The organism is Flammeovirga agarivorans (assembly GCF_012641475.1).
Classification (GTDB): Bacteria; Bacteroidota; Bacteroidia; order Cytophagales; family Flammeovirgaceae; genus Flammeovirga; species Flammeovirga agarivorans.
In genome coordinates this window covers 550,106-572,963 of sequence record NZ_JABAIL010000005.1, presented here as the reverse complement: position 1 = coordinate 572,963, position 22,858 = coordinate 550,106, and the positions used below count along the sequence as shown (strand labels likewise).

Here is a 22,858-nt window from a genome sequence, read left to right as displayed (position 1 = left end):
AATTCGCTTAGGTGATTAAAACTAAACACACTATCAATGATACTTACCATTTTTAGACGATTCCGACTTCACCGGGAGAGTGAACCATACCAATGGTTTAAGAAAGTCTGCCTTTACACACTCGGAATTAATATACTGTTTGCTATTCTTTTTAAATATGTAGAGAGTGTTTCTTGGAATGAAGCCATATGGCAAACATGGCAAACAGCAACCACAGTAGGTTATGGAAATGCTCCTGCAGAAACTTTAGCAGGCAGAATAATTACTATGGTACTTAGTACAATAAGTATCGCCTTCGTAGGTGCTCTATTCAGTGCCGCATTTGATTACAAAGAATACTACAAAACACAAAAAAAACTTGGCTTTATGAACAATCCCTACAAAGACGGTTATGTAATCTTTCATTTTCCTGGAACAACAGTAGCTAAACGTTTTATCCATGAATTAAGAGAAGTTGAAAAAAATGTAGGTATCTGCTTTGTCGATGATAATATTTCAGAATTACCAGACGAAATCCAAAACCTTCCAAACATACATTTTGTAAAAGGATGCCCACTACAAAGAGAAACATATTACAGCTCGGGAGTAAAATCTAATAAAACAGTAATTGTATTCCCTACAGATTACGATCAGAGAACTGCAGATGGTAGTACCAAAACAACTATTGATCTTTTAGAGAGATTTATTGATCATAAAAAGACACGTATATTATATGTATTGGTAGATATGAATAATGGATGGATGTTTGAAAACAATAATGCTACTTATGTGAATGCAGACTTATCTGTACTAGCTATTGTTCAAGAATGTCAGGATCCATATTCAGCACTTGTGATAGAAGATCTTCTTTACAACTCTCAAGGAGCCAACCCTATGACTGTAGAAGTCAATAAAATAGCAGGGCTTAGTTGGAAACAATTACAAATAGGTTTAATTGATTGTTTAGATGGAACTGAACATCAATGTAACTTGTTGTCACTGATAAGAAACGGGCAAAGTAATTCTTGTCCAAAATCCACTGAAATACTTGAAAAAGGCGATTTATTATCAATTTCGACCTTTAATGGCTTCCCTTGGACTAGTGTAGAAGAGCAAATTTTAGCGCTACAATCTTGATAGTCAATAAGAATCATTTAGAAATATCCTTCAATATTTTTTCAAATCACTTTCGTTTTATGCAAAACTTATTTATATTTGCGGTCCGAAATCATGAATTGAATTTGAAAATACCTTATAAACAAGGAGAATATAATGATCGAAATTAAAGTAAAAGACAACGAGTCAATCGACCGTGCTCTTAAGCGTTTCAAGAAGAAATTTGAAAGAACAAAAGTACTACGTACTCTACGTGCTCGTGCTTACTATGAAAAAGAGTCAGTAGCTAACAGAAAGAAAGCTATTAAAACTGCTTACAAAATCAAAATGAGAACTGAAGCTGGTGCTTAATCTCTTTTGACGTTCTTTGAAAAGCCTATCAATGAAAAATTGATAGGCTTTTTGCGTTTTATACTTTCAATTTTTCAATAAAAACCTTAATTTGTTAACTATAAAATAACTTATGATTTCCAATTTATGACGAAAGCCCTCACATCATTTTTAAATTACTTAGAGTTTGAAAAGAAAGTGAGCAAGCATACACTTACTGCTTATTCTACTGACCTATTACAATTTCAAAGTTTTTTGATTCAGGAAGATCAAAATGCAGCACTTGTAACAGCCAATAAGGCTGAAATACGCTTGTGGGTGGCCTCATTAATGGATACAAAAAAAAGTACTAGAAGTATCAACCGTAAGATCGCATCGCTTAAGAGCTTCTATAAGCACCTTAGAAAGCATGAACTTATTACTATTGACCCTTCTAAGTCGATCCACTCTATAAAAACGCCTAGCAGGATTCCACAACATGTGAAAGCCAGTGAAATGGATGGGCTTTTTAAAAATGAAACTTTTGACGATTCTTTTACAGGTGTAAGAGATAAGCTGATTTTGGAGTTTCTTTATGGAACCGGAACGAGAGCTTCTGAGTTATTAGGAATAGAGGTACAAGATTTAGACTTCAACAGCCAAAGTATTAAAGTGCTTGGCAAAAGAAATAAAGAAAGAATTATACCTCTGCACACTATATTAGTTCAACAACTCAAAAATTATCTTAGCTATAGAAAAGCGTTTGACACTTCACAATTATTCGTTACCGAGACTGGTACCCCCTTGAAATACCATCAGCTTTACACTTTAGTAAAGCGCTATTTGAGTACAAACACAACTGTCAGCAGAAAAAGTCCACATATTTTAAGGCACTCATTTGCTACAACCATGTTAGAGAATGGTGCATCCTTAAATGATATCAAAGAACTCTTAGGGCACACCAATCTTTCTGCTACTCAGATATATACACATTCTTCTCTAAAAAGAATGAAAAATGTGCATGCACAAGCTCATCCTAGAGCCCAGAAAAAAAGTTAGATTTAGTTTAAAAATATCTCAATTTATTACAACTAAGTTCAAAAAAAACCGTTAAATTATAGTATAAAACAAACGGTCAATTAAAAACTTTAGGCAATATTTTGAATTTCAATCAATTGTAAAAAATAGGTATTTAATGGCATCTTATTAAAGGAAATATTTTTCACAACACATTAAACTGTTAGAAATATGAAACTCGACATCCAATCAATACATTTTACAGCAGATCAAAAGTTAATTGAATTCATCCAACAAAAGGTGGATAAATTGGAAACTTTTTACGATAGATTTACAGCGGGAGAAGTATACTTAAAAGTAGAAAAGAACGGTGACAATAGTCGAGACAATAAAGTTGTGGAAATCAAACTACACCTACCAAAAGATACCCTGGTAGCTAAAAAACATGGTACTTCTTTTGAGGCAGCTGTAGACGAAGCAACAGAGTCTTTACGTCGTCAGGTAAAGAAACATAAAGAAAAATTATTAGATAAATCAGGCGCTTAGTCTGTAAGGACCTATTTTACAACTGAGCCTAAAGAAATATAAATAAAGATGCTAAAGCGAGAATAAAGTAAAATTTATTCTCGCTTTTTTTTATAAATAATTTTTCAAATATTCATCATCAAATTATAATGATAATTAAGGAATAAATTACAGACATTTTATAAATAAAAAACCTCCACACCCTGAAAGTCAAGATGGGAGGCTCAGTAAACGAGGATATAAATAATTTCTTTGAAGAATAACCAACGAGTATAGCTAAAATTTCTACCTCTCGTTTACTGATTTATTATCATAGATAAGTTGCCTTTTTCTATCGGCATATTCAATATTATAAATTAATCATGAGTGAACATAATCCTTTAAGAGGATTTAGATTTATCTAATATTTGTTTACCTTTCAACAACTTAAATTACAATTATTTACGACTTTCTGGCTTATACTTAGAGCGTTGCAATATTTTTCTTGCGTCTTTTTCAGCCATTAATTGTGGTAGTGTCACCTCAGGATTAGATCGCATATAACTCTGTACAATCCTCCAACCCAACCATCTACCTAAACGGCCAGGGCTATCACCTGAAATTTCAGAAGTAACAGGACGATCATCTACATAACGTTTCACTGTCATTCTTTCGGATTTATATAGTAGTTCATTCTCTACGAAATGTCCCCATATAAAACCTTCATTATATTCTACTTCTTTTAATTGCCTTAAAGAGTAGCCCACCTTTACTGTATCCGGTGTAAATGGCATAACATCGTCTACAAATTCGTAGGCTTTCCCCCATGCAATCATATGTGATAAAACAGTTCTATCGTTTGCATTTACATTATTAAACCTATTAGACAGCATCTGAACAGTAAATGGTACTAGATATTCCGGTGTATAACGTTTTAAGATGTAGCCAGGCACTTCAGGAACTCTATAAGTAGCTGTTTCTCCTTCAAAATAATCTAATCCTACTACGATTGCATCTCCAAAATCCAATACATCTCCACCAAAACCCCAGTTCGCAAAACCTGATACTGATGTATATATGACTGGTTCTTTAAAATCTGGATAATAATATTTGATATACTTAAAAGCAGACTCAAACTGTTTTTTATATCCTTCAAAGTCTCCAAAAACACGGTCTGCGTCCATTTTTAATGTATCATTCTCTGGTTTAGAAAGAAAGTCAAAAATAGCATCCACTAATATTTGACGGTTTGGATACAATCCTGCTTGTAAGAAATATTTCTTTTCTATTTCCGGGTTTTCAATCAAGTAAGAAACAATTTGATCTTTTGTCTTTAGTTGAAAAATTTCCTGTTCTAATCTTCTTACTTCTACATTCACTTTGATGTTAGAAACATCTGGAATTTCTTTTTGATTTTCGGTATCATCACACTGTGTAAACATCATTAGACAAAGAACCGAAAGCAGGTATAGTTTGAATGTTCTCATGAAAAGTTGATTGTAGATTTAATTTTAAGATGGAATGATATGAATGTATCATCACAAAACTAGAAAAAAGTAATTCAAATATTATACAAAAAAACCTCTTACATATACATGCAAGAGGTTTTTTATCCGTTAAAAATTGATTATCCCGCAAAAGCGAAGAACACCAACCAAACGATCACCAATACACTCAATAGTATCGGTAATGAATATCTTACAATGTAACCAAAGAATGATGGCATTTCAACACCTGATTGCTCAGCAATTGATTTTACCATAAAGTTAGGTCCATTACCAATATACGTCATTGCTCCAAAGAATACTGCCGCTACAGAGATTGCTGTTAATTCCAACACAGCTTCTGCATTTGGCTGACCTTGTACAATTCCGTTTGTAAAGTCTAATACTTGTTGAACACTGCCAATATCTGCCCCTTTAGATGCCATTGCAGCAGTTAAAAAGTTAAGATAAGTTGGAGCATTATCTAATATACCTGATAAAGCACCTGTTGCCCAATACAATGAGTTATGGTTAATTAATGCTGCTCCTGCCTCAGATGCTGCAAAACCACCTACCAACTCCAATGCTGGCATCATGGTACCGAAAATACCAATAAAGATAAATGCTACTTCACGAATTGGCTCGAAATTAAATTCGTTTCCTTTAATCGCATCTTGATCAGCCAATTTGAAAGATAAATAAGCAACAGTTAACATGATTAACTCTCTAATAAAAGAGAATAATGTTGCTCCTTCATGATGTTCTAAATCACTTAAAAAGCCAATTGAGAAACCTTCATGAGTCTGAAGAATACCTGGTAACCAATCAATTTTTGAAGGATCAAAAAATACAGCTGCAACTAAAATTGCTAACCATCCAAAGTTTTTTGAACCTGTGATTGTTATCTTATTAGAGTATTCTTTCTTGTCATCTTCATCAAATAATAAGTTTGTCTTATTGATAAAACGCTTATCGAAGAAGAAGAAAATTACACACAAGACGATAATTGCAAAGACCCACATTGGTAATGAATGTACCAAAGTCCATTCAAAAGGTACACCTTTTAGGAAACCTAAGAATAATGGCGGATCACCAATTGGTGTTAATGCACCACCAACGTTACTTACAATAAAGATGAAGAATACAACATGGTAAGGCTGTAAACGCTCTTGATTTAATCTCATAAATGGACGAATCAATAACATTGAAGCACCTGTTGTACCAATAATATTAGAAATTACAGCTCCAATCGCTAGGATAATTGCATTAACCATTGGTGTACCCTTACGATCTACTTTGATCATAATACCGCCAGAGGCAATGTATAAACCAGATAAAAGTGCTATAAATTGGAAGTATTCGAAAAATGCGTGGATAGGCCCGTGCGTATTATGCAAGCCAAAAATATAGTATCCAACCACTACTGCAGCTAAGCCAACAGCCACTTTCGGATAGTTATGGTGCCAAAACTTTTCATAGAAAAGCGGACCGGTAGCAATCATGATTAACAGTGTGGCAAACGGAATAACCGACCAAGGTGCAGCCTCAGGATGTCCTCCGCCACCAGACGCCAATACAGGCGAAACTCCTACTGTAAGCCCTACTATAAGCGTTACCACTAGAAGTAGTAATTTTTTTTTCATAATTATAATTTAATCTTTCAAAACCGAAAACAAAGTGACCTCAATGATACTCTTGCCCGCACTACTTTAACTTGTGAAGTTGATTGTGCTAATCTTTAAGAAAGTCCTCGTTGAAATTTAAATACACACTATTGTTTGTTCTGTTATATTTTTTTCGTTTCGCTATTTTAGGAAATAAACCATTTTAAAAACAATGATTAAATTCAACATCTGTTTATATATCGAACTCTTAAGAGTTATTTAACAAATCTTTAGTCGATTTTATCATTTCGTAAATAGCATTCAAGTTAATCGCATCTTATCACATTATATTGATTTTCATTTAAAATTGATTGAAATACAACATTCCCTTCCTCATTTATATATAATAGAATATTTAATTTTGCTTGTTGTATATATTGCTTAGCTAAAAACAAAGGTTGCTCCAATGACCCAATATTTTCTATTGATTGAAACTCTGGATAAATAACATCTCCTACATTGGAAACATATGCACCATACCTACCGTCATTTTTATATAAAATCCAGTATTTAGAAGGTGACTTTGTTATTACCTCATAAGAATCGCAAATCATTTTAATATCGTTTGATTGCACATCCAATAATTTTAGTTTCTCATCTTCTAAGACAAATACACTTGTAGAATCTAGATTCAGTAGCTTAATATCTTCATAATAAAAACGAGCTTGTTCATAATTAGAAAGCGAGAAAACTCCTTCAAACCCCTTATATTTTCCTAACCATAAAGCGTTTCCTTCTTTTTGTAAAGTTGTTCGTTGTAATTGTTCCTCATATCTAGGTGTAATTTTTAGTCCAGTTTTAATATTATATATACCAAATTTCCCTTTACCTTTTAAGTGATAATAGGTTCCATCAGCAACTATTTGAGTATATCCTTCTTGCAGGATTCTTTTACCATTGGTTCCATATAAATAATATAATGAACCATATTTAGCAATGACAATTCCGTTTGCATCTACTTTCAAATCCGAAAACTGTGGAGTCATAATCTGATTTCCTCCTTGATCCAACAAAGCAAATTTCTTGTTTCTCCTACTAATTGCCGCAATATAAGGAAGAACTAATGAGTCTTGTGTTACATAAGTTACATTCCATTGCGAGTATCTTTCGAGATCCAAAATATTTCCATCTTTGAAAAGTACTTTTTCCTTTTTATCAGTTTGTTGAATTAAATTTGGATACATTTTATCGAAGAATACTGTATCCGCTTGCCCTAAAAATATCTTTTCTCCTTTCCAATTGTAGGCTACCCATTGATCTTTCCAACGAGAAGTAACTCCTGCTTTTGAAAATTCTGGCAGTAATAGAGAATCTATTAAAAGTTCATTATCATAATTAATCACCTGATACAAGGTGTCACTTCTCACTGACCAACCTAGTTTATTATCTAAATCTTCAATTTGATCATAATCCTGAGAATATTTTTTCCCATTAGGAGTATAAATTGCCCACTTAGAATTCTCTTTTAAACCAAACCATTGATCTTCTAATTGCTTATACCCTTCAAAGATAAATTCCTCATCATCAGTATTAATTTTACTTCCAAAGACATCACTTTCAGTATATTTAGCCCAACGCCCTTTTTTCATTACTAAAATGGTATTCTCTGAAATATGGATTAACTGTCCTGCCTCTATCGGAAACTTCAACTCTCCAGTAACAGAAACAATACCCCATCTCGCCTGTTTTCTAACACCAAACAACCTTCTACTTAATGGGACTATTTGGTCATAGATTGGAGAAATCCATTCTCCTTCACCAAGAGCATAAACACCTACTTTATTATTTTTTTCAATGGCATATACTCCTACTAAAAGTGGTTTGATTTTATCGTAATTGAACGGTAAAACGATGGAATTGTTACGGTCTACTAAACCTTTTTTCCCATCTTTTTCTACCTCTAAAAAGAGGTCTGAAGTCCCATGACAATTGTATGCTTTTTTAACTCCCGAGATGGCTTCAGTAAAGACTACATTACCACGATCATTAATAAACGAGAGAGAATCCTCCTGGAATACAGGGTAATACAATTGCTTTTGCTTTAGCATTAATGCCTGAAAATAGGCTTTCTCTTCCCAGTTTCTATAAGTATTAAGAACACTATCTTTGTCTTCACTTAATAACCAAATCTGAGTAATTGCACTATCGGCATAAATTGTCTCTGGATAATCTCTAACAAAGTGAGAATAATCGACAATAGATTTATCTTCTGTAATCAACTCATAAAGTTGTTTTTCTACTTTATGGATATGTTGATTTTTTGGATGCTCCTTTAAAAAATCACTCAATGCTTTTTCGTCAGCATCTTTTGTTTTGGAATGATAAATAAGATTTTCGTAATAATTTTGGGCTTCTTCCGCTTGCCTTGCTTCTGGGTAACTTCTTATAAATAGGTGGTAAGATTCGTAGGTATGTTCTTGTTTTGCCTTTTCATATCCTAAACTATCTCGTAATGATATTGCTTCCGGCACCCATTCTGAGTGAGGAAACTTCTCCAAGTAAGTGATAAAGTCCTCTTCTTTAAGGTTTTCAACACATTCATTGAAAGCATACTTTTCAACATTTTGTTTCCAATATTGTATTGAATCATTGTTTACGTATAACTTCTCCCATTCTGCCCTTTGGGTTGGCGAAGAATCATTCCATAAATTATCTGCTTTATCTAAAAAAGCGTATGCAGTATCTAAATTATATGCAGCCTCATTACTCACATAATAAAGTCCCCATATATAGTTTAAAGATATATTTCGATCTATCTGATCTGACTCTTTTTCTAATTTCTTGACAATCTTCTCGTACTCTCCTTTATCCGCCAATTTCCAAAATTGCTTTGAGGATTGGGCATAGGAATAATTAAGTATCAAGTTTATAATAAATAGCAGTACTAATCTCCTCATATTTCGCGTACCTATTGATTCAAATCGTAATTGAATAAAAATAGCTTGTTCTCTTCAATAAAGTTTGTTTTGTCTCTGGGTTGCAATATCATCAACTTAAAGAACATTTTTATCAAACTTTTCAAAAATCAAAAGAAGTAATTCATTATTTATGTTGAGAATTCAACTCTACCGTTAACTTTGTAGTGAAAATTTCATGTCTGATTACTTTACAAAGGCAGGAAAAAGATTTATAACTCATATTTGTTAATGTCAAAGTCAAGATTCCCATATTTTGTCGCCAAACGATACTTTCTATCTCAACGTAACATCAAGAGCATTCCTTTAATGCTACTCGTTTTGGTGGTTCAAATGACTTTTGGATTAATTATTTTCTTAGGAAAAGCTATTGGAGTGCTTTTTACTTTTTCTCCTAAAAAGATCCGAAAAACATATAAAGGGATGGCTGAACAGTTCATTAAGCAGAACTTTATTCAGACTTTATCCAATATTGCAATGGTCGGCGTTGGCTTTGGTACCGCAGCTTTAGTGATTGTACTTTCTTTATTTAACGGAATGGAAAGGACGCTTACAGGTATGTTTAATAGACACAATCCTGAGTTAAAAATTGAATCTAATGTAGGTAAATCTTTTCCATACGAATGGACATTAAGAAATAAAATTGAAGAAGTTGAAGGCGTCGAGGCAATTACAGAAGTTATTGAAGACAAAGTCCTTATTCTATACAACAACAAACAAAAAGTAGTAACAATGAAAGGTGTGAGTGAGAACTTTGCCACTCAAACACAAATTGATACTACCGTAGTTTTAGGTACTAATAACCTATATAACAATGACACTCGATATGCTTTGGTCGGCTCTGGAGTTTACCAAGAATTAGGCTTACGATTAAGAGACAGTATGTATCCGCTACAATTCTGGTACCCTAAGAGAAAAGGTAAAGCATCTTTAAATCCTGAAAAAGCATTTAATAAAAAGATTATTCAAGCAGGAGGTGTATTTGTAGCCGAGCCTCAATTTGATCAATCAACAGTGATTGTGCCTATAAAATTTGCCAACTCATTATTGAATTATGGGCAATTAAGAACTGGCTTAGAAATTAAAGTGAAAGAAGGTTTTAAGGCGACAACCGTTAAAAATAATTTAATGGAAGTTTTAGGAGATAACTTCATCATTAAAACAAGACCCGAACAACAGTCTCAAGTATTAAGAGCTTTGAAGATTGAAAAATTCTTCACTTATGGAACTTTTGCATTGATTTTAGGCATTGCCTCTTTCAATGTGTTTTTTGCTCTTGCCATGCTTTCTATTGAGAAAAACCATGATATGAATATTCTCAAATCAATGGGTGCTACAGACGGCATGATCAAGAGGATATTCATTTATGAGGGTGGCCTAGTCGCTTTATCAGGTGCTAATTTTGGTCTTATTTCAGGATATTTATTCTGCTTTGCCCAAGAAAAATTTCAATGGATAAGTACTGGTGCAAACAATGGAATTCTTGATGCTTACCCTGTTGAAACTCGATGGCAAGACTTCTTAGTGATATGTCTTACCGTTTCTGCAATCACTATTTTTGCATCGATTATCCCTGCCAGAAATGCTGCAAAAAATGCCAGAAGATAGAATTACAATATTCTTGTAATGATAGATTCTTATTAAATCATTAAATTTGCGAGGTGATTTATTTGATTTTCACACAGAAAACAACTGATCACTAACAATATCACAAAATGATACAACAACAAGCAATCATAATATCATGAGTCTTAAAGAACAAATAAAATCTTCTGTTAAAGAAAATATTGAAGAGATTGTAAATATCAGACATCATCTTCATGCTAACCCAGAATTGTCGTACCAAGAGTATGAAACTTCGAAGTTTGTAGCAGAGAAGTTAAAGAGTTATGGTATTGAAACACAATCAGGTGTTGCTGAAACAGGCGTTGTTGGCCTGATTAAGGGTAAAAACCCTGATAAAAAAGTGATTGCTTTAAGAGCAGATATGGATGCTCTTCCTATCGTTGAGGCAAACGACGTACCTTATAAATCAAAAAATGAAGGTGTTATGCATGCGTGTGGTCATGATGTACATACTACTTCATTATTAGGTGCTGCTAAAATATTACAATCATTAAATGATCAATTCGAAGGTACTATTAAGCTAATCTTCCAACCGGGTGAAGAAAAATTACCTGGAGGAGCATCTTTAATGATCAAAGATGGAGCATTAAAAAATCCATCCCCTTCAAAAATTATTGGACAACATGTAATGCCTTTCATTGACGCTGGAAAAGTAGGCTTCAGAGAAGGCATGTATATGGCAAGTGCTGACGAGATTTACTTTACTGTAAAAGGTCAGGGAGGTCATGCGGCTATGCCAGAGAAAAATATTGACCCAGTTGTTATCACATCGCATATCATTGTTGCTTTACAACAAATTGTAAGTAGATATGCAGCTCCAAAAATTCCATCAGTTTTATCTTTTGGTGATGTTAGAGCTATTGGTGCAACTAACGTCATTCCTAATGAAGTGAAAGTTCAAGGTACATTCAGAACGATGAACGAAGAATGGAGAGCGGAAGCACATGAAAGAATCACCAAGATTGCAACTGGAATTGCAGAAGGTATGGGTGGTTCTGTTGAGATGGATATTCATAAAGGTTACCCTTTCTTAGTTAACGAACCAGAACTTACTCGTAGAAATAAGAAAGCAGCAATTGAATATCTTGGTGAAGAAAATGTAGTTGATCTAGATATTTGGTTAGCGGCAGAAGACTTCTCTTATTATTCTCAAGAAATGGACGCTTGTTTCTACCGTTTGGGAACTAGAAACGAGGCAAAAGGAATTACTTCCTCTGTTCATACTCCTACCTTTGATATCGATGAAGATGCTCTTGAAATTGGAGTGGGATTAATGGCTTGGTTAGCTGTAAACGAGCTAGAATCACAAGCTTAGACAAGCTACAATATAAAATATACTTGAAGCAGATAGCTATACGTTATCTGCTTCTTTTCTTAAAAAACTGTCATATTTTCGTCTGATTTTGATGTTATTTGACTTATTTTCTTCCTATTTCTACTTTTTGTCAGTAAAATCGCGACAAAATGACCTATAAAATCGGTTGGCAACATTGTTGATTGAACGGCAGTGTATATTTCAACTAGAAAAAATACCAAAATGGCAGAAAATAAAGGAAACGAAAATATTGAAAATAAAGAAGAGCAAGTAACTGAGGATCAAACTGAAGCTACAAGCTCTGAAGAATCTACAACAGAAGGTGAAGAACTAACTGAAGTAGAAAAATTGACTCAGGAATTAGGAGAAATGAAGGACAAATACCTTCGTTTATATTCTGAGTTCGACAACTTCCGTAAGCGTACATTAAAAGAGAAATCTGAACTAACAAAAACAGCAAGCGAGAAGGTGTTATCTGCAATTATCCCTACTATCGATGATTTAGAAAGAGCTATTGCAAATACTAAATCTGACAGTGACGAGGTAAAACCTGTACTGGACGGTGTAGTGATGATTAAAGACAAAATGTTAAAAACTTTGGAAGGTCAAGGTTTAAAACAAATGGAAGATGCTACCGGTAAAGAGTTAAACACTGATTACCATGATGCAATCACTCAAATCCCTGCTCCAACTGAAGAGTTTAAGGATAAAATTGTTGATGTTGTTGAAAAAGGATACACATTAAACGATAAAGTTATTCGTTTTGCGAAGGTTGTTGTAGGACAATAAGAAACACCAATAATGTCTAAAAGAGATTTTTACGAAGTACTTGGCGTATCGAAAGATGCTTCCAGTGGAGAAATTAAGAAAGCTTATCGTAAAGTTGCGATAAAATATCACCCAGATAAAAACCCTGGTGATAGTGAAGCTGAAGAGAAATTCAAGGAAGCTGCTGAGGCTTATGAAGTTTTAAGTGATGACCAAAAACGTGGTCAATATGACCGCTTTGGACACCAAGCATTCGACGGATCAGGTGGATTCGGCGGCGGCGGAGGTGGAATGAATATGGATGACATATTCAGTCACTTTGGCGATATCTTTGGTGGTGGCGGTAGCCCATTTGGCGACTTCTTCGGAGGTGGCGGTGGTGGTCGCCGTCAGCGTAAAGGTTCTAACTTACGTATCAAATTAAAGTTGACACTACAGGAAATGGCAAAAGGTGTGGAGAAAAAAGTCCGCATCAAACGTTATACGTCTTGTGATACTTGTAATGGTACAGGAGCCAAAAATGGTACTGACCTAGACACATGTCAAACTTGTCATGGTAGTGGTCAAGTACAAAAAGTAGTCAACACAATGTTAGGTCAAATGGTATCTAATACTACTTGTCCTACTTGTAATGGTGAAGGTAAAATCATCAAGCACAAGTGTGATAATTGTGGTGGCGAAGGTAGAGTATATACTGAAGAAGAAGTATCGATCAATATCCCTCCAGGAGTTGATGACGGTATGCAACTTTCAATGAGAGGTAAAGGTAACATGCCTAAAGGTGGTGGTGTTGCCGGTGACTTATTAATCGTCATCGAAGCGATTGAAGACGAGCACTTACATAGAGATGGTGAAAACATCCACTATGAGCTTCATTTAAGTTTTGCTGATGCCGCATTAGGTACTACAGTAGAAGTTCCTACATTAACTGGCAACGTAAAAGTTCCAATAGATGCAGGTACACAAAGTGGCAAAGTACTTCGTTTAAGAGGTAAAGGTATCCGCGACATTAACGGATATGGTGTTGGTGATCAATTGATTCATGTCTCTGTTTTCACACCTGTGAAACTTTCTTCTGAAGAAAAAGACATCTTGAAGAAATTAAGAGAATCGAAGAATTTCAACCCTACTTCAGAACATAAAGAAGAAAAGCGTAAAAGCTTCTTCTCTAGAATGAAAGACTTCTTCGCTCAATAATAGAGGGAAGTAATTCATATATAAAGCATTGTTCTTATGATGAGAATCGTCAAGAACAATGCTTTTTTTTCTTAAAGCTTATATCTACAAAATCGAATATTGTATCTTTACGATATTCAAATTTATCAGGTTAACTCATTCCACAATGCTAGTTCACGAAACACAAATAAGAATTAATTATGCTGACACCGACCAAATGGGCTTTGTCTATTATGGTCATTATGCCAAATTTTATGAAATTGGCAGAACAGAAGCATTACGTTCTTTAGGCATGAGTTACAAAGAAATGGAAGCGGATGGCGTAATGTTACCCGTTTTAGAAAACTTTTCTAAATACATAAAACCTGCTAAATACGATGATATGATAACGATTCGTACCAAGCTAATTGAAAAACCAACAGTTAAAATTCAGTTTGAATACGAATTGTTTAATCAGGAAGGTGAGTTACTCAATACAGGCAAAACAAAATTGGCTTTTATGAGTAAATCAACATATAAACCATGCAGAGCTCCTCAAAGATTTATGGAGGTAATTGCTCCGTATTTTGTTGAACCAACGGCAAAGAAAGTTGACTAAAAAAGATCTTCATAAGAAATTAGAGGATAACGAACTTTATAAAAAGATAATTGAGAAACTATCTACATCTAGAGTTCCCCACACTGAAGTCTCATTCTATACTTTTGGTATAGCTTTGATACATAGAGTGGATCAGAATGACCTACTTCAAAGGGGACAGGCTATTGCTTTTAGTTTTAGTTTAGCCATGTTACCGTTTATCATCTTTTTCTCTACTTTAATATCTTACATTCCTTTCGAATCTATAGACATGATGTTTAAGATTTTTAGAGAGGAAATGTTACCCGAATATGTTTATCAAGCTATAGAAGGACCCATTCAAGACCTATCAGGAAGGTCTAGAGGTGGATTATTATCTTTTGGTTTTATTGGTGCAACCTATGTTGCTACCACTGGGATGAGAACTCTGATGAATGCTTTCAATAGCTGTTACCATCTCGAAGACAAAAGATCATTATGGAAACAGTTTCAAGTCGCTTTAAACTTGACATTTTTATTTATCATCACACTATGCTTGTCTTCCTTTTTATTGATTAGTGGAAAACATTTATTGGAATACCTTCATGATAGTGGATACCTCAATAATGAGATTACCCTATATATGCTGTTATCCTTAAGGTTTTTGATCGTTGTAGGTATCTTTTTCTTTAATATCACTTTGATATTTAGATATGCTCCAAGTGAAATTTTAGGAAATAGAGTATTTACTCCGGGTTCAATAGTCGCAACAATCTTGTCAATAATCGTTTCAATATTGTTTGAAATTTATCTAGACACATTTAATTCTTATGATATTCTTTATGGCTCTCTTGGAGCAATTATGGGATTAATGGGTTGGATTTTTACTATTGCTATGATCTTATTAATTGGTTTTCAAATCAATACAACCATAGAAGAAGCACAAATATGGTCTGAGGCTAATCCTCCCGAAGAGTTCAGGTAAAATTCATTTACGATTATTTGTATTTTTTCTTGATCAAGTTGTTGGAAATTTAAATTCAACCTTGCATATTTGCACTCGTCAAAATGACACAGAGAGTTGGCAGAGTGGTCGAATGCGGTGGTCTTGAAAACCATTGTACCGCGAGGTACCGGGGGTTCGAATCCCTCACTCTCTGCCAGGAAACCTTCAGAAGAAATTCTGAAGGTTTTTTTTATGCCCGAATCTAAAATTGTATATTATATCAGAAATAAATAATTCTCCGGTTTTAAAGAAAAAACTAGCTTTTTCTGCATCCCTTTGACATTTATTTACGTATAAAAAAGTAAGTGTCAAATTAAATTATTAACAGATCAACAACATGTCAAAAAAATTAGTACGTTCTACTCGAAATGCCGTTTTCTCAGGAGTTTGTAGCGGTTTATCCAAATATTTTAATATCGATGTATCATTAGTTCGTTTGGGCTTTGTCGGTGCATTTGTTTTCGGTCTTGGATCTCCAGGATTGATCTATTTGGTTATGGCTTTAGTTATGCCAAAAGAAGATCAGTTCTACTATTAATAAAAGAGCATTGCTCGTAAAAATAAAGCGGTGAGTTTTTCGAAACTCACCGCTTTATTTTTTTATTTAATTAGACATCGACTAATCACTAATTTCTGTATTTCTGAAGTTCCCTCTCCAATCGTACATAATTTAGCATCGCGATAATATTTTTCTACGGGATAATCTTTCGTAAAACCATATCCACCAAATATCTGAACTGCTTCATTGGACGTCCTTACTGCAACTTCTGAAGAGTAATACTTAGCCATTGCTGATGCTTTATTGATATCTTCTCCTCGTATTTTTTTCTCTACAGCTTCTTTAATCAATAAATAAGAAGCTTCTACCTCAGTAGCCATATCAGCCAACTTAAAAGAGATACCTTGAAAAGACGCAATAGGCTTTCCAAATTGCTCTCGTTCCTTTGCATACTCAATAGAACACTTCAAAGCACCTTTGGCGATACCATAGCCTAAAGCTGCAATTGAAATTCTACCTCCATCCAATATTTTAAGTGCTTGAACAAAACCTTCTCCGACTTTACCTAAAACGTTTTCTTTTGGGACTTTACAGTCTGTGAAAATCATTTCAGTAGTTTCAGAGGTTCTCATTCCTAACTTTTTCTCTTTACGACCTCCTGCAAAGCCTTCAGTTCCTCTTTCTACAACAAAAGCGGTCATAGCATGCTTATCTCCCTTCTCTCCGGTTCTTGCCATTACAACAGCTACATTTCCACTTTTACCGTGTGTAATAAAGTTTTTTGCTCCATTTAATACCCAGTGGTCATCCTTTTCGACAGCTACTGTCATCATGTTTCCCGCATCAGAACCCGTATTAGGTTCGGTTAGTCCCCATGCTCCGATCCATTCTCCAGAAGCTAATTTTGGTAACCACTTCTGTTTTTGGTCTTCATTGCCAAACATAAGAATATGATTAGTACAAAGAGAATTATGGGCAGCCATAGATAAAGCAATACCAGGGTCAAAATAAGCTAATTCTGCAATAGCAGTTACATATTCATGATATCCTAAACCTGTACCTCCGTACTGATCAGGAACCAAAATACCCATTAAGCCTAATTCTCCTAATTGCTTAAAAACTTCGACTGGGAAATGTTCTTCTTCATCCCACTTTTCTCTAAAAGGTGCGATGTGTTTCTCGCCAAACATCTGTACGGATTCGGCGATCATCTTTTGTGTTTCAATTGTGTGTTGTACCATGTGTGTTTAAAGTTGGTATAGTTAGTATGATGTGTATAAATTATTCAAATCAGCAAAACAGAGAATAGTCATTCGCTTATTGGGTTACATCATATCAGGTTTTTCGGGACTGAGAGAATAAATTATTGATTTATACCTCATTAGTTATTATAAAAAACGAACGTTTCTTTTAATTTGTTTATTAATCTAATACAATTTCGAACTGAAAGCAATAGAACTGTGTACAAAAACCGAATCTTTTTCCTTTATTTTATTTCGCTATCACTCACATTATCAGGGCAAAATATAAAGTCTGTAAAGAAAAACATAAAACAATTGTGTAGTCCTAAGTTACATGGCAGAGGTTATGTTTTTGAAGGCGACAAAAAAGCAGCAGAATATATTGCAGAGAAATTTGAGGATATTGAACTAGAAAGAAATGAAAAAAATAGCTACTACCAGAATTTTCCTCTTACAGTTAATACCTTTCCGAACAATGTAGAGTTAGTCATTAACGATATAAAATTAGAGGTAGGCGTTGATTACATTCCTGCGACAGACTCTGGTTCTGGAACTAGCAATGGAGAACTATTCTTTATGGATGATGCTATTTTTATGCATGAAGAAGCACTTAAAGAATTTACAAAAAAAGATTTAAGTAATAGTATCGTTGTATATGACCAAGAACAGGAGAAGAAAAGAATGCAATGGAGTCGACCACTAATGGAAAAAATTCTTCAAGCGAAAGCATCTATTATTCTTTTTGATGACAAACTCACCTTTGGTGTTGCTAGGTGGCAAATGCCAAAGCCTAGATTTTATGTGTTAAGAAATAAAATGCCTGAAGTCGTCAATTCATGTCATTTTACCATTCAGTCCCAACTTAAAGAAAATTATATCAGTCAGAACGTAATTGGGAAGATAAAAGGAACTGAAACCCCTAAAGAGTTTATCTTCTTTACAGCTCATTACGATCACTTAGGTGCTATTGGAAAACAAAAATATTTCGCTGGTGCGAATGATAATGCATCGGGAGTCGCCATGTTGTTAGAAATTGCGAAATACTACAAATCAAACCCTCCTAAATCATCTGTCGTTTTTATAGCATTTGGCGCTGAAGAAGCAGGATTAATTGGCTCAAGATACTATGTAGAAAACCCAACTGTAGCATTGGAGAAAATTAAGTTTCTTGTAAATCTCGATCTATTTGGAACAGGAGAAGAGGGCATGATGGCTGTTAATGGTAAAGTATATACGGATCAATATGAACTTTTATCTAACATCAATACTAAAAATCACTATTTATCAGCTGTAAAGTCTAGAGGAAAAGCGGCTAATTCTGACCATTACTACTTTTCTGAAAATGGTGTACCTAGTTTCTTTTTCTATTTAATGGGAAAATCATGGACACATTATCATGATATCTATGATGATCAACCTCTTCCTCTCAGTGACTTTTCTAATGCCTTTCAATTGATCACAGATTTTGGTGATGCTTTGATGAACTAGTATTCAACACATTATGTCACTAAAACTTATCATAAGGCAGAAAATAACCACATTTTGAGCTGATGATTATGAGAAGTTTACAACTTTCATGATATCTTCTGAATAAGTTCCATTACCTTTGCAGAATTGTGGACCTCGTGCATGGCTAAATATGTACTTGGTTCTCTTCCAAGACAAATTAAATACAATGTACGACGACAAGAAAAAGAAACATTTCAGAAGATCGCCACGTCCTAAAACGAATGCCGAGGACATTATGTACGGTATTCAGCCGATCTTTGAAGCTTTAGAAGCAGGGAAAGAATTCGAAAAATTATTTATTCAAAGAGACTCTTCAAACGAATCTATTGCAGCGATTCATAAAATGGCCAACAAAGCCGGAATCGTAGTTTCTAGAGTGCCTCAAGAAAAGTTACAACGAATTACTTCTAAGAATCACCAAGGAGTTATCGGTTTTGTTCCTGCTATCGATTATGTCGATCCTCACAATGTAATTGCTACTGCATACGAAGAAGGCAAAGTACCTTTAGTCTTAATTTTAGATAGAGTTACTGATGTTAGAAACTTTGGTGCAATTGCAAGAACGGCTGAATGTGCAGGTGTTGACCTTATTGTAATTCCTAAAAAAGGATCTGCTCAAATTGGTAGTGATGCTGTAAGAACATCTGCAGGTGCCTTATCACATATTCCTGTAGCTAGAGTTGATAATCTAACTCAGACAGTGCTAGAGATTCAGGAAAGTGGCCTTCAAGTTGTTTCTTGTACCGAAAAAGGTTCTAAAGATTTATACTACGTAGAATTAGACGTTCCTACTGCAATTGTTATGGGATCAGAAGAAGATGGTATTAATAGCGATTTAATTCATCTTTCTGATAAATTGGTTAAAATCCCAATGAAAGGAAAAGTAAGTTCGTTAAATGTTGGTGTTGCTGCAGGAATTATCATTTTTGAGGCAAACAGACAACGTATGATGAACGGACAATAATAGATTTTTCTATCTTTGCAGTAATTCAAGAACAACAAACATTAAAATATGCAGTTCACTGAAAATTGTAATAACATCTTTGCACAAAGCATCGATACATATCATATAAAAGACCATGTGGATACTCCAATCGAAAACCCATTCGAGAAAGAAGATATCCAACATTTATTATACTTGAAAAACTGGATTGACACTGTACAGTGGCATTTAGAGGACATCATCAGAGATCCTAATATCAATCCAGATGAAGCATTAAAAATCAAAAGACGTATTGATGCTTCTAACCAAGAAAGAACAGATGTGGTTGAGTTTATTGATAGCTGGTTCTTGGATAAATACAAAGAGGTAAAGGTCGTTGATGGTGCTAAAATCAACACTGAAAGTCCTGCTTGGGCCATTGACCGTTTATCTATCCTTGCATTGAAAATCTACCATATGCAAGAAGAAGTAAACCGTCCAAATGCTTCTGCAGATCATAAAGCAGCTTGTCAAACTAAATTGGATATTCTTTTAGAGCAACGAGTAGACTTATCTACTGCCATCGAAGAACTCATCCAAGACATTGAAACAGGCAAAAAATACATGAAGGTGTACAAGCAAATGAAAATGTACAATGATCCTTCATTGAACCCTGTATTGTACAAAGAAGGAAAGTAATCCTTTAATGATATAGATAAAGAAGTTGTTTCAGATACCAATAGTATGGTTTTGAAACAACTTCTTTTTTGATTAAACTCACAGAGAAAGCGTTTATTTTTGATTATAAAGATAGATCAGTAAATAAAATATGTCGAAAAAAATTCTTGCCTTTAGATTTTCAGCCATGGGCGATGTAGCCATGACGGTACCTGTACTCAAAGAAGTATTAGAGCAAAACCCTGATACTGAAATTGTAATGGTATCTCGTCCTTTTTTAAAACCATTTTTTGAAAATATCCCAAGGTTATCTTTTGTTGGAGCAGATTTAAATGGTGAACATAATGGCTTTAAAGGATTAAGAAAGTTATATAAAATGCTAAAAGGTATGGGGCCTTTTACTGCAGTTGCTGACATTCATTCTGTGCTTCGTACATTCATTCTTGATGCAATGTTTCAGGCGACTGGCACAAAAGTCGTTCGCTTAGACAAAGGCAGAAAAGCAAAGAAACAACTAATCAAACAGAGTGGTAAAGTTCTATCTCCTTTAAAACCTATGCCTGAAAGGTATGCCGATGTATTTAGAAAAATTGGTCTATCTGTAAGTTTATCAAATCAATTACCTCAAAAAACTTCTCCTGCATTAAAACAAGCAGAGTTAGAATTACTAGGTGGTAAAAATCAACCCTGGATTGGTATCGCTCCTTTTGCACAGCATAAAGGAAAAATATGGGGCGAGAAAAAAGCGACAGTCTTAAGTAAGATGCTTCAAGAAAAACTGAATGCAAAAATCCTATTTTTTGGAGGACCTGGCCAAGAAGCAGAAATATTGGACAAATGTGTGGAAGAAGTTCCCAATAGTGTAAACCTTGCCGGTAATATTAAGTTAAAGGAAGAGTTAGAAATCATTGAGCATTTAGATGTGATGATAAGTATGGACTCTGCCAATATGCACATGGCCTCTTTAAGAGGAACTACATGCGTTTCTGTATGGGGAGCAACACATCATTATGCTGGTTTCTTAGGATATGGACAATCAGAAAATAATATAGCTGAAGTATCAGTCAATGAATTAGAATGTAGACCATGTTCTGTTTTTGGTAACAAACCATGCCTCAGAGAAGATTACGCTTGCTTAGAAGGTGTAACACCTGAAATGGTATATAATAAAATCGCCAACGTGATTGAATAATTTATCATATGTCTTTAATTAATGTCCTCGACCTTATCGGAACCTTTGTATTTGCTATCTCTGGTACTTTAGCTGCTAGGGAAAAGAAATTGGATATCTTCGGAGCTATTTTCGTAGCAAGTGTTACCGCTATTGGTGGAGGTACAACCAGAGACAGTATTTTAGGTGCCACACCAGTTTTCTGGATCATGGATCCCAACTATTTAATTATTATAACAGTTGCTGTTGCATTTTCAGTCCTATTCAAAAAAATAGTTGCTCAACTTAGAACAACCCTTTTTCTATTTGATACGCTTGGTATTGGTGTATTCACATTTATAGGAACTCAAAAAGCCATGTTATTAGGTGTTCCTCCTGTAATTTGTATTGTAATGGGAACTTTTACAGCTGTTTTAGGAGGAGTTATTCGAGATACATTATGTAATGACGTCCCTTTAATTTTTAGAGAAGAGATCTACGCTACAGCTTGTCTAGTTGGTGGTTCTGTATTCGTTATCCTACATCAATTCAATATTGATGATACCATTTGTACATGGACATGTATTACGACAGTGATTGGCATACGTTTATTAGCCATTAAATATCATCTTACACTACCTAAACTGGATTAAGCTGATCGTTTCTATATAACCTGATCCAATTCCAACACCCATAAATTGCAAGGAATAAAAAGACCACAAATTCCAACGAAATAAATAATATGCCTTTTTGATAGTATAAAACACAGCTTACAATATCAATAAGAATCCAAAGCACCCAAGACTCTACAATTCTTCTCGCCATAAATACTGTAGCCACTAAACTCATACCTGTTGTAAAAGCATCTATGTACGGAAATGCAGCCGGATGTTTAAAAAATTCGCTCGCCCAAACATGCAAATTGCTTGATAAATAACCTATCAAAACCGTCAAAAAAGCAATAGTAAAAATCGTTACAACTCTTTGATTATTTGACAGTACAGTTAGGTTTGATGTGGTATCACTTTGTTTATTCCAATACAACCATCCATAAACATTCGTCGCAAAGAAAAATAGCTGTAAAAACATATCAGAATAAAGATATACCTGATAGAAAATGATAAATGATGCGGTGACATTCAATAAGCCTGTAGGCCAGGTAAGCACATTATTTTTAGAGGCATAATAAACACAAGCCACTCCCATCAAAGTACCAAAAAGCTCGATATAACTTAATGGATAATCAAAAATTTCAATAAAAATATAATCCAGATCAAATAGGTCTAACATGATGGTTTTAAAGATATTGCAACAGTTATAGATCAATTTTCTAAGAAACTACTAAGATAGTGTATTGTACAATGTTTCATCATTTTAGCTAAAAATATTAGGGAAAACATATGAACATTTGTTAATTTGTTAGA

At 34.3% G+C, this 22,858-nt stretch carries 21 protein-coding genes and 1 tRNA gene; 17 read left to right on the top strand and 5 right to left on the bottom strand.

The annotated features are described in order from the left end of the window. The first annotated feature begins 36 nt into the window (after nt 1-36). The 4 genes from HGP29_RS18535 (at nt 37) to hpf (ending at nt 2,967) form a co-directional block, all read left to right on the top strand. The gene (locus tag HGP29_RS18535; protein ID WP_168883912.1) at nt 37-1,116 is read left to right on the top strand and encodes a potassium channel family protein; all 1,080 of its coding nucleotides are present in this window, start codon (nt 37-39) and stop codon (nt 1,114-1,116) included. Between the two features lie 135 nt (nt 1,117-1,251). Then, nucleotides 1,252-1,446, top strand: coding sequence for a 30S ribosomal protein S21 (gene rpsU, locus HGP29_RS18530; protein WP_168883911.1), 195 nt, complete (start codon nt 1,252-1,254; stop codon nt 1,444-1,446). 126 nt (nt 1,447-1,572) lie between these two features. Then, nucleotides 1,573-2,463, top strand: coding sequence for a tyrosine-type recombinase/integrase (locus HGP29_RS18525; protein ID WP_168883910.1), 891 nt, complete (start codon nt 1,573-1,575; stop codon nt 2,461-2,463). Nucleotides 2,464-2,652: 189 nt separating this feature from the next. Next, nucleotides 2,653-2,967, top strand: a complete 315-nt coding sequence (gene hpf / locus HGP29_RS18520) for a ribosome hibernation-promoting factor, HPF/YfiA family (protein ID WP_168883909.1) — start codon at nt 2,653-2,655, stop codon at nt 2,965-2,967. Nucleotides 2,968-3,383: 416 nt separating this feature from the next. Here the strand turns inward: hpf and gldB are convergent, their stop codons facing one another. The 3 genes from gldB to HGP29_RS18505 form a co-directional block, all read right to left on the bottom strand. Next, a complete protein-coding gene (gene gldB / locus HGP29_RS18515) occupies nt 3,384-4,412 on the bottom strand; it encodes a gliding motility lipoprotein GldB (protein ID WP_168883908.1) in 1,029 nt (342 codons plus the stop codon). Nucleotides 4,413-4,552: 140 nt separating this feature from the next. Further along, the gene (locus HGP29_RS18510) at nt 4,553-6,052 is read right to left on the bottom strand and encodes a sodium:proton antiporter (RefSeq protein WP_168883907.1); all 1,500 of its coding nucleotides are present in this window, start codon (nt 6,050-6,052) and stop codon (nt 4,553-4,555) included. Nucleotides 6,053-6,339: 287 nt separating this feature from the next. Then, the gene (locus tag HGP29_RS18505; protein ID WP_168883906.1) at nt 6,340-8,937 is read right to left on the bottom strand and encodes a WG repeat-containing protein; all 2,598 of its coding nucleotides are present in this window, start codon (nt 8,935-8,937) and stop codon (nt 6,340-6,342) included. A 282-nt stretch (nt 8,938-9,219) separates the two neighbouring features. Between HGP29_RS18505 and HGP29_RS18500 the strand changes: the two genes are divergently transcribed. The 8 genes from HGP29_RS18500 to HGP29_RS18465 all read left to right on the top strand — a co-directional run bounded on the left by HGP29_RS18500 (nt 9,220) and on the right by HGP29_RS18465 (nt 15,973). Next, a complete protein-coding gene (locus HGP29_RS18500) occupies nt 9,220-10,596 on the top strand; it encodes an ABC transporter permease (protein WP_168883905.1) in 1,377 nt (458 codons plus the stop codon). A gap of 136 nt (nt 10,597-10,732) precedes the next feature. After that, complete coding sequence (locus tag HGP29_RS18495) at nt 10,733-11,929, top strand: M20 metallopeptidase family protein (protein WP_168883904.1); 1,197 nt, start codon at nt 10,733-10,735, stop codon at nt 11,927-11,929. A gap of 222 nt (nt 11,930-12,151) precedes the next feature. Further along, nucleotides 12,152-12,718 (top strand): nucleotide exchange factor GrpE, encoded by a 567-nt coding sequence (locus tag HGP29_RS18490; RefSeq protein WP_168883903.1) that lies wholly within the window; start codon nt 12,152-12,154, stop codon nt 12,716-12,718. A 12-nt stretch (nt 12,719-12,730) separates the two neighbouring features. Further along, nucleotides 12,731-13,894: a molecular chaperone DnaJ gene (gene dnaJ / locus HGP29_RS18485; protein ID WP_168883902.1), complete on the top strand. Its 1,164-nt coding sequence runs from the start codon at nt 12,731-12,733 to the stop codon at nt 13,892-13,894. Nucleotides 13,895-14,039: 145 nt separating this feature from the next. Beyond that, nucleotides 14,040-14,471 carry an acyl-CoA thioesterase gene (locus HGP29_RS18480; protein WP_168883901.1) on the top strand — a complete coding sequence of 144 codons (432 nt, stop codon included), beginning with the start codon at nt 14,040-14,042 and terminating at the stop codon, nt 14,469-14,471. Next, the gene (locus HGP29_RS18475) at nt 14,464-15,414 is read left to right on the top strand and encodes a YihY/virulence factor BrkB family protein (protein ID WP_168883900.1); all 951 of its coding nucleotides are present in this window, start codon (nt 14,464-14,466) and stop codon (nt 15,412-15,414) included. Before HGP29_RS18480 ends, HGP29_RS18475 begins: the two co-directional genes overlap by 8 nt. 90 nt (nt 15,415-15,504) lie before the next feature. Beyond that, nucleotides 15,505-15,592 (top strand) — tRNA-Ser (locus HGP29_RS18470). Between the two features lie 180 nt (nt 15,593-15,772). After that, a complete protein-coding gene (locus tag HGP29_RS18465) occupies nt 15,773-15,973 on the top strand; it encodes a PspC domain-containing protein (RefSeq protein ID WP_168883899.1) in 201 nt (66 codons plus the stop codon). A 62-nt stretch (nt 15,974-16,035) separates the two neighbouring features. On the opposite strand, the gene HGP29_RS18460 is transcribed toward HGP29_RS18465, so the two are convergent. After that, on the bottom strand, nt 16,036-17,175 hold the full coding sequence (locus HGP29_RS18460; RefSeq protein ID WP_168883898.1) for an acyl-CoA dehydrogenase family protein: 1,140 nt from the start codon (nt 17,173-17,175) through the stop codon (nt 16,036-16,038). 315 nt (nt 17,176-17,490) lie between these two features. On the opposite strand from HGP29_RS18460, the gene HGP29_RS18455 reads away from it, so the two are divergent. From HGP29_RS18455 to HGP29_RS18435, 5 genes are all read left to right on the top strand, one after another. Further along, nucleotides 17,491-18,663: a M28 family metallopeptidase gene (locus tag HGP29_RS18455; protein ID WP_168883897.1), complete on the top strand. Its 1,173-nt coding sequence runs from the start codon at nt 17,491-17,493 to the stop codon at nt 18,661-18,663. 151 nt (nt 18,664-18,814) lie between these two features. Continuing rightward, entirely contained in the window at nt 18,815-19,648 is an 834-nt protein-coding gene (gene rlmB, locus HGP29_RS18450) for a 23S rRNA (guanosine(2251)-2'-O)-methyltransferase RlmB (protein ID WP_235958321.1), read from the top strand. Nucleotides 19,649-19,696: 48 nt separating this feature from the next. Beyond that, nucleotides 19,697-20,305: a DUF4254 domain-containing protein gene (locus tag HGP29_RS18445; RefSeq protein ID WP_168883895.1), complete on the top strand. Its 609-nt coding sequence runs from the start codon at nt 19,697-19,699 to the stop codon at nt 20,303-20,305. A gap of 130 nt (nt 20,306-20,435) precedes the next feature. Continuing rightward, entirely contained in the window at nt 20,436-21,476 is a 1,041-nt protein-coding gene (locus HGP29_RS18440) for a glycosyltransferase family 9 protein (protein WP_168883894.1), read from the top strand. Between the two features lie 8 nt (nt 21,477-21,484). Then, entirely contained in the window at nt 21,485-22,087 is a 603-nt protein-coding gene (locus HGP29_RS18435; protein WP_168883893.1) for a trimeric intracellular cation channel family protein, read from the top strand. Here HGP29_RS18435 and pnuC read toward each other — a convergent pair. Beyond that, the gene (pnuC, locus tag HGP29_RS18430) at nt 22,074-22,724 is read right to left on the bottom strand and encodes a nicotinamide riboside transporter PnuC (RefSeq protein ID WP_168883892.1); all 651 of its coding nucleotides are present in this window, start codon (nt 22,722-22,724) and stop codon (nt 22,074-22,076) included. The genes HGP29_RS18435 and pnuC overlap by 14 nt on opposite strands. Nucleotides 22,725-22,858 lie beyond the last annotated feature (134 nt).

What these genes read in the sequence shown, in the direction of transcription:
- HGP29_RS18535 (WP_168883912.1), top strand. Translation starts at nt 37, where the DNA reads ATGATACTTACCATTTTTAGACGATTCCGACTTCACCGGGAGAGTGAA.
- rpsU (WP_168883911.1), top strand. Translation starts at nt 1,252, where the DNA reads ATGATCGAAATTAAAGTAAAAGACAACGAGTCAATCGACCGTGCTCTT.
- HGP29_RS18525 (WP_168883910.1), top strand. Translation starts at nt 1,573, where the DNA reads ATGACGAAAGCCCTCACATCATTTTTAAATTACTTAGAGTTTGAAAAG.
- hpf (WP_168883909.1), top strand. Translation starts at nt 2,653, where the DNA reads ATGAAACTCGACATCCAATCAATACATTTTACAGCAGATCAAAAGTTA.
- gldB (WP_168883908.1), bottom strand. Translation starts at nt 4,412, where the DNA reads ATGAGAACATTCAAACTATACCTGCTTTCGGTTCTTTGTCTAATGATG.
- HGP29_RS18510 (WP_168883907.1), bottom strand. Translation starts at nt 6,052, where the DNA reads ATGAAAAAAAAATTACTACTTCTAGTGGTAACGCTTATAGTAGGGCTT.
- HGP29_RS18500 (WP_168883905.1), top strand. Translation starts at nt 9,220, where the DNA reads ATGTCAAAGTCAAGATTCCCATATTTTGTCGCCAAACGATACTTTCTA.
- HGP29_RS18495 (WP_168883904.1), top strand. Translation starts at nt 10,733, where the DNA reads ATGAGTCTTAAAGAACAAATAAAATCTTCTGTTAAAGAAAATATTGAA.
- HGP29_RS18490 (WP_168883903.1), top strand. Translation starts at nt 12,152, where the DNA reads ATGGCAGAAAATAAAGGAAACGAAAATATTGAAAATAAAGAAGAGCAA.
- dnaJ (WP_168883902.1), top strand. Translation starts at nt 12,731, where the DNA reads ATGTCTAAAAGAGATTTTTACGAAGTACTTGGCGTATCGAAAGATGCT.
- HGP29_RS18480 (WP_168883901.1), top strand. Translation starts at nt 14,040, where the DNA reads ATGCTAGTTCACGAAACACAAATAAGAATTAATTATGCTGACACCGAC.
- HGP29_RS18465 (WP_168883899.1), top strand. Translation starts at nt 15,773, where the DNA reads ATGTCAAAAAAATTAGTACGTTCTACTCGAAATGCCGTTTTCTCAGGA.
- HGP29_RS18460 (WP_168883898.1), bottom strand. Translation starts at nt 17,175, where the DNA reads ATGGTACAACACACAATTGAAACACAAAAGATGATCGCCGAATCCGTA.
- rlmB (WP_235958321.1), top strand. Translation starts at nt 18,815, where the DNA reads ATGTACTTGGTTCTCTTCCAAGACAAATTAAATACAATGTACGACGAC.
- HGP29_RS18445 (WP_168883895.1), top strand. Translation starts at nt 19,697, where the DNA reads ATGCAGTTCACTGAAAATTGTAATAACATCTTTGCACAAAGCATCGAT.
- HGP29_RS18440 (WP_168883894.1), top strand. Translation starts at nt 20,436, where the DNA reads ATGTCGAAAAAAATTCTTGCCTTTAGATTTTCAGCCATGGGCGATGTA.
- HGP29_RS18435 (WP_168883893.1), top strand. Translation starts at nt 21,485, where the DNA reads ATGTCTTTAATTAATGTCCTCGACCTTATCGGAACCTTTGTATTTGCT.
- pnuC (WP_168883892.1), bottom strand. Translation starts at nt 22,724, where the DNA reads ATGTTAGACCTATTTGATCTGGATTATATTTTTATTGAAATTTTTGAT.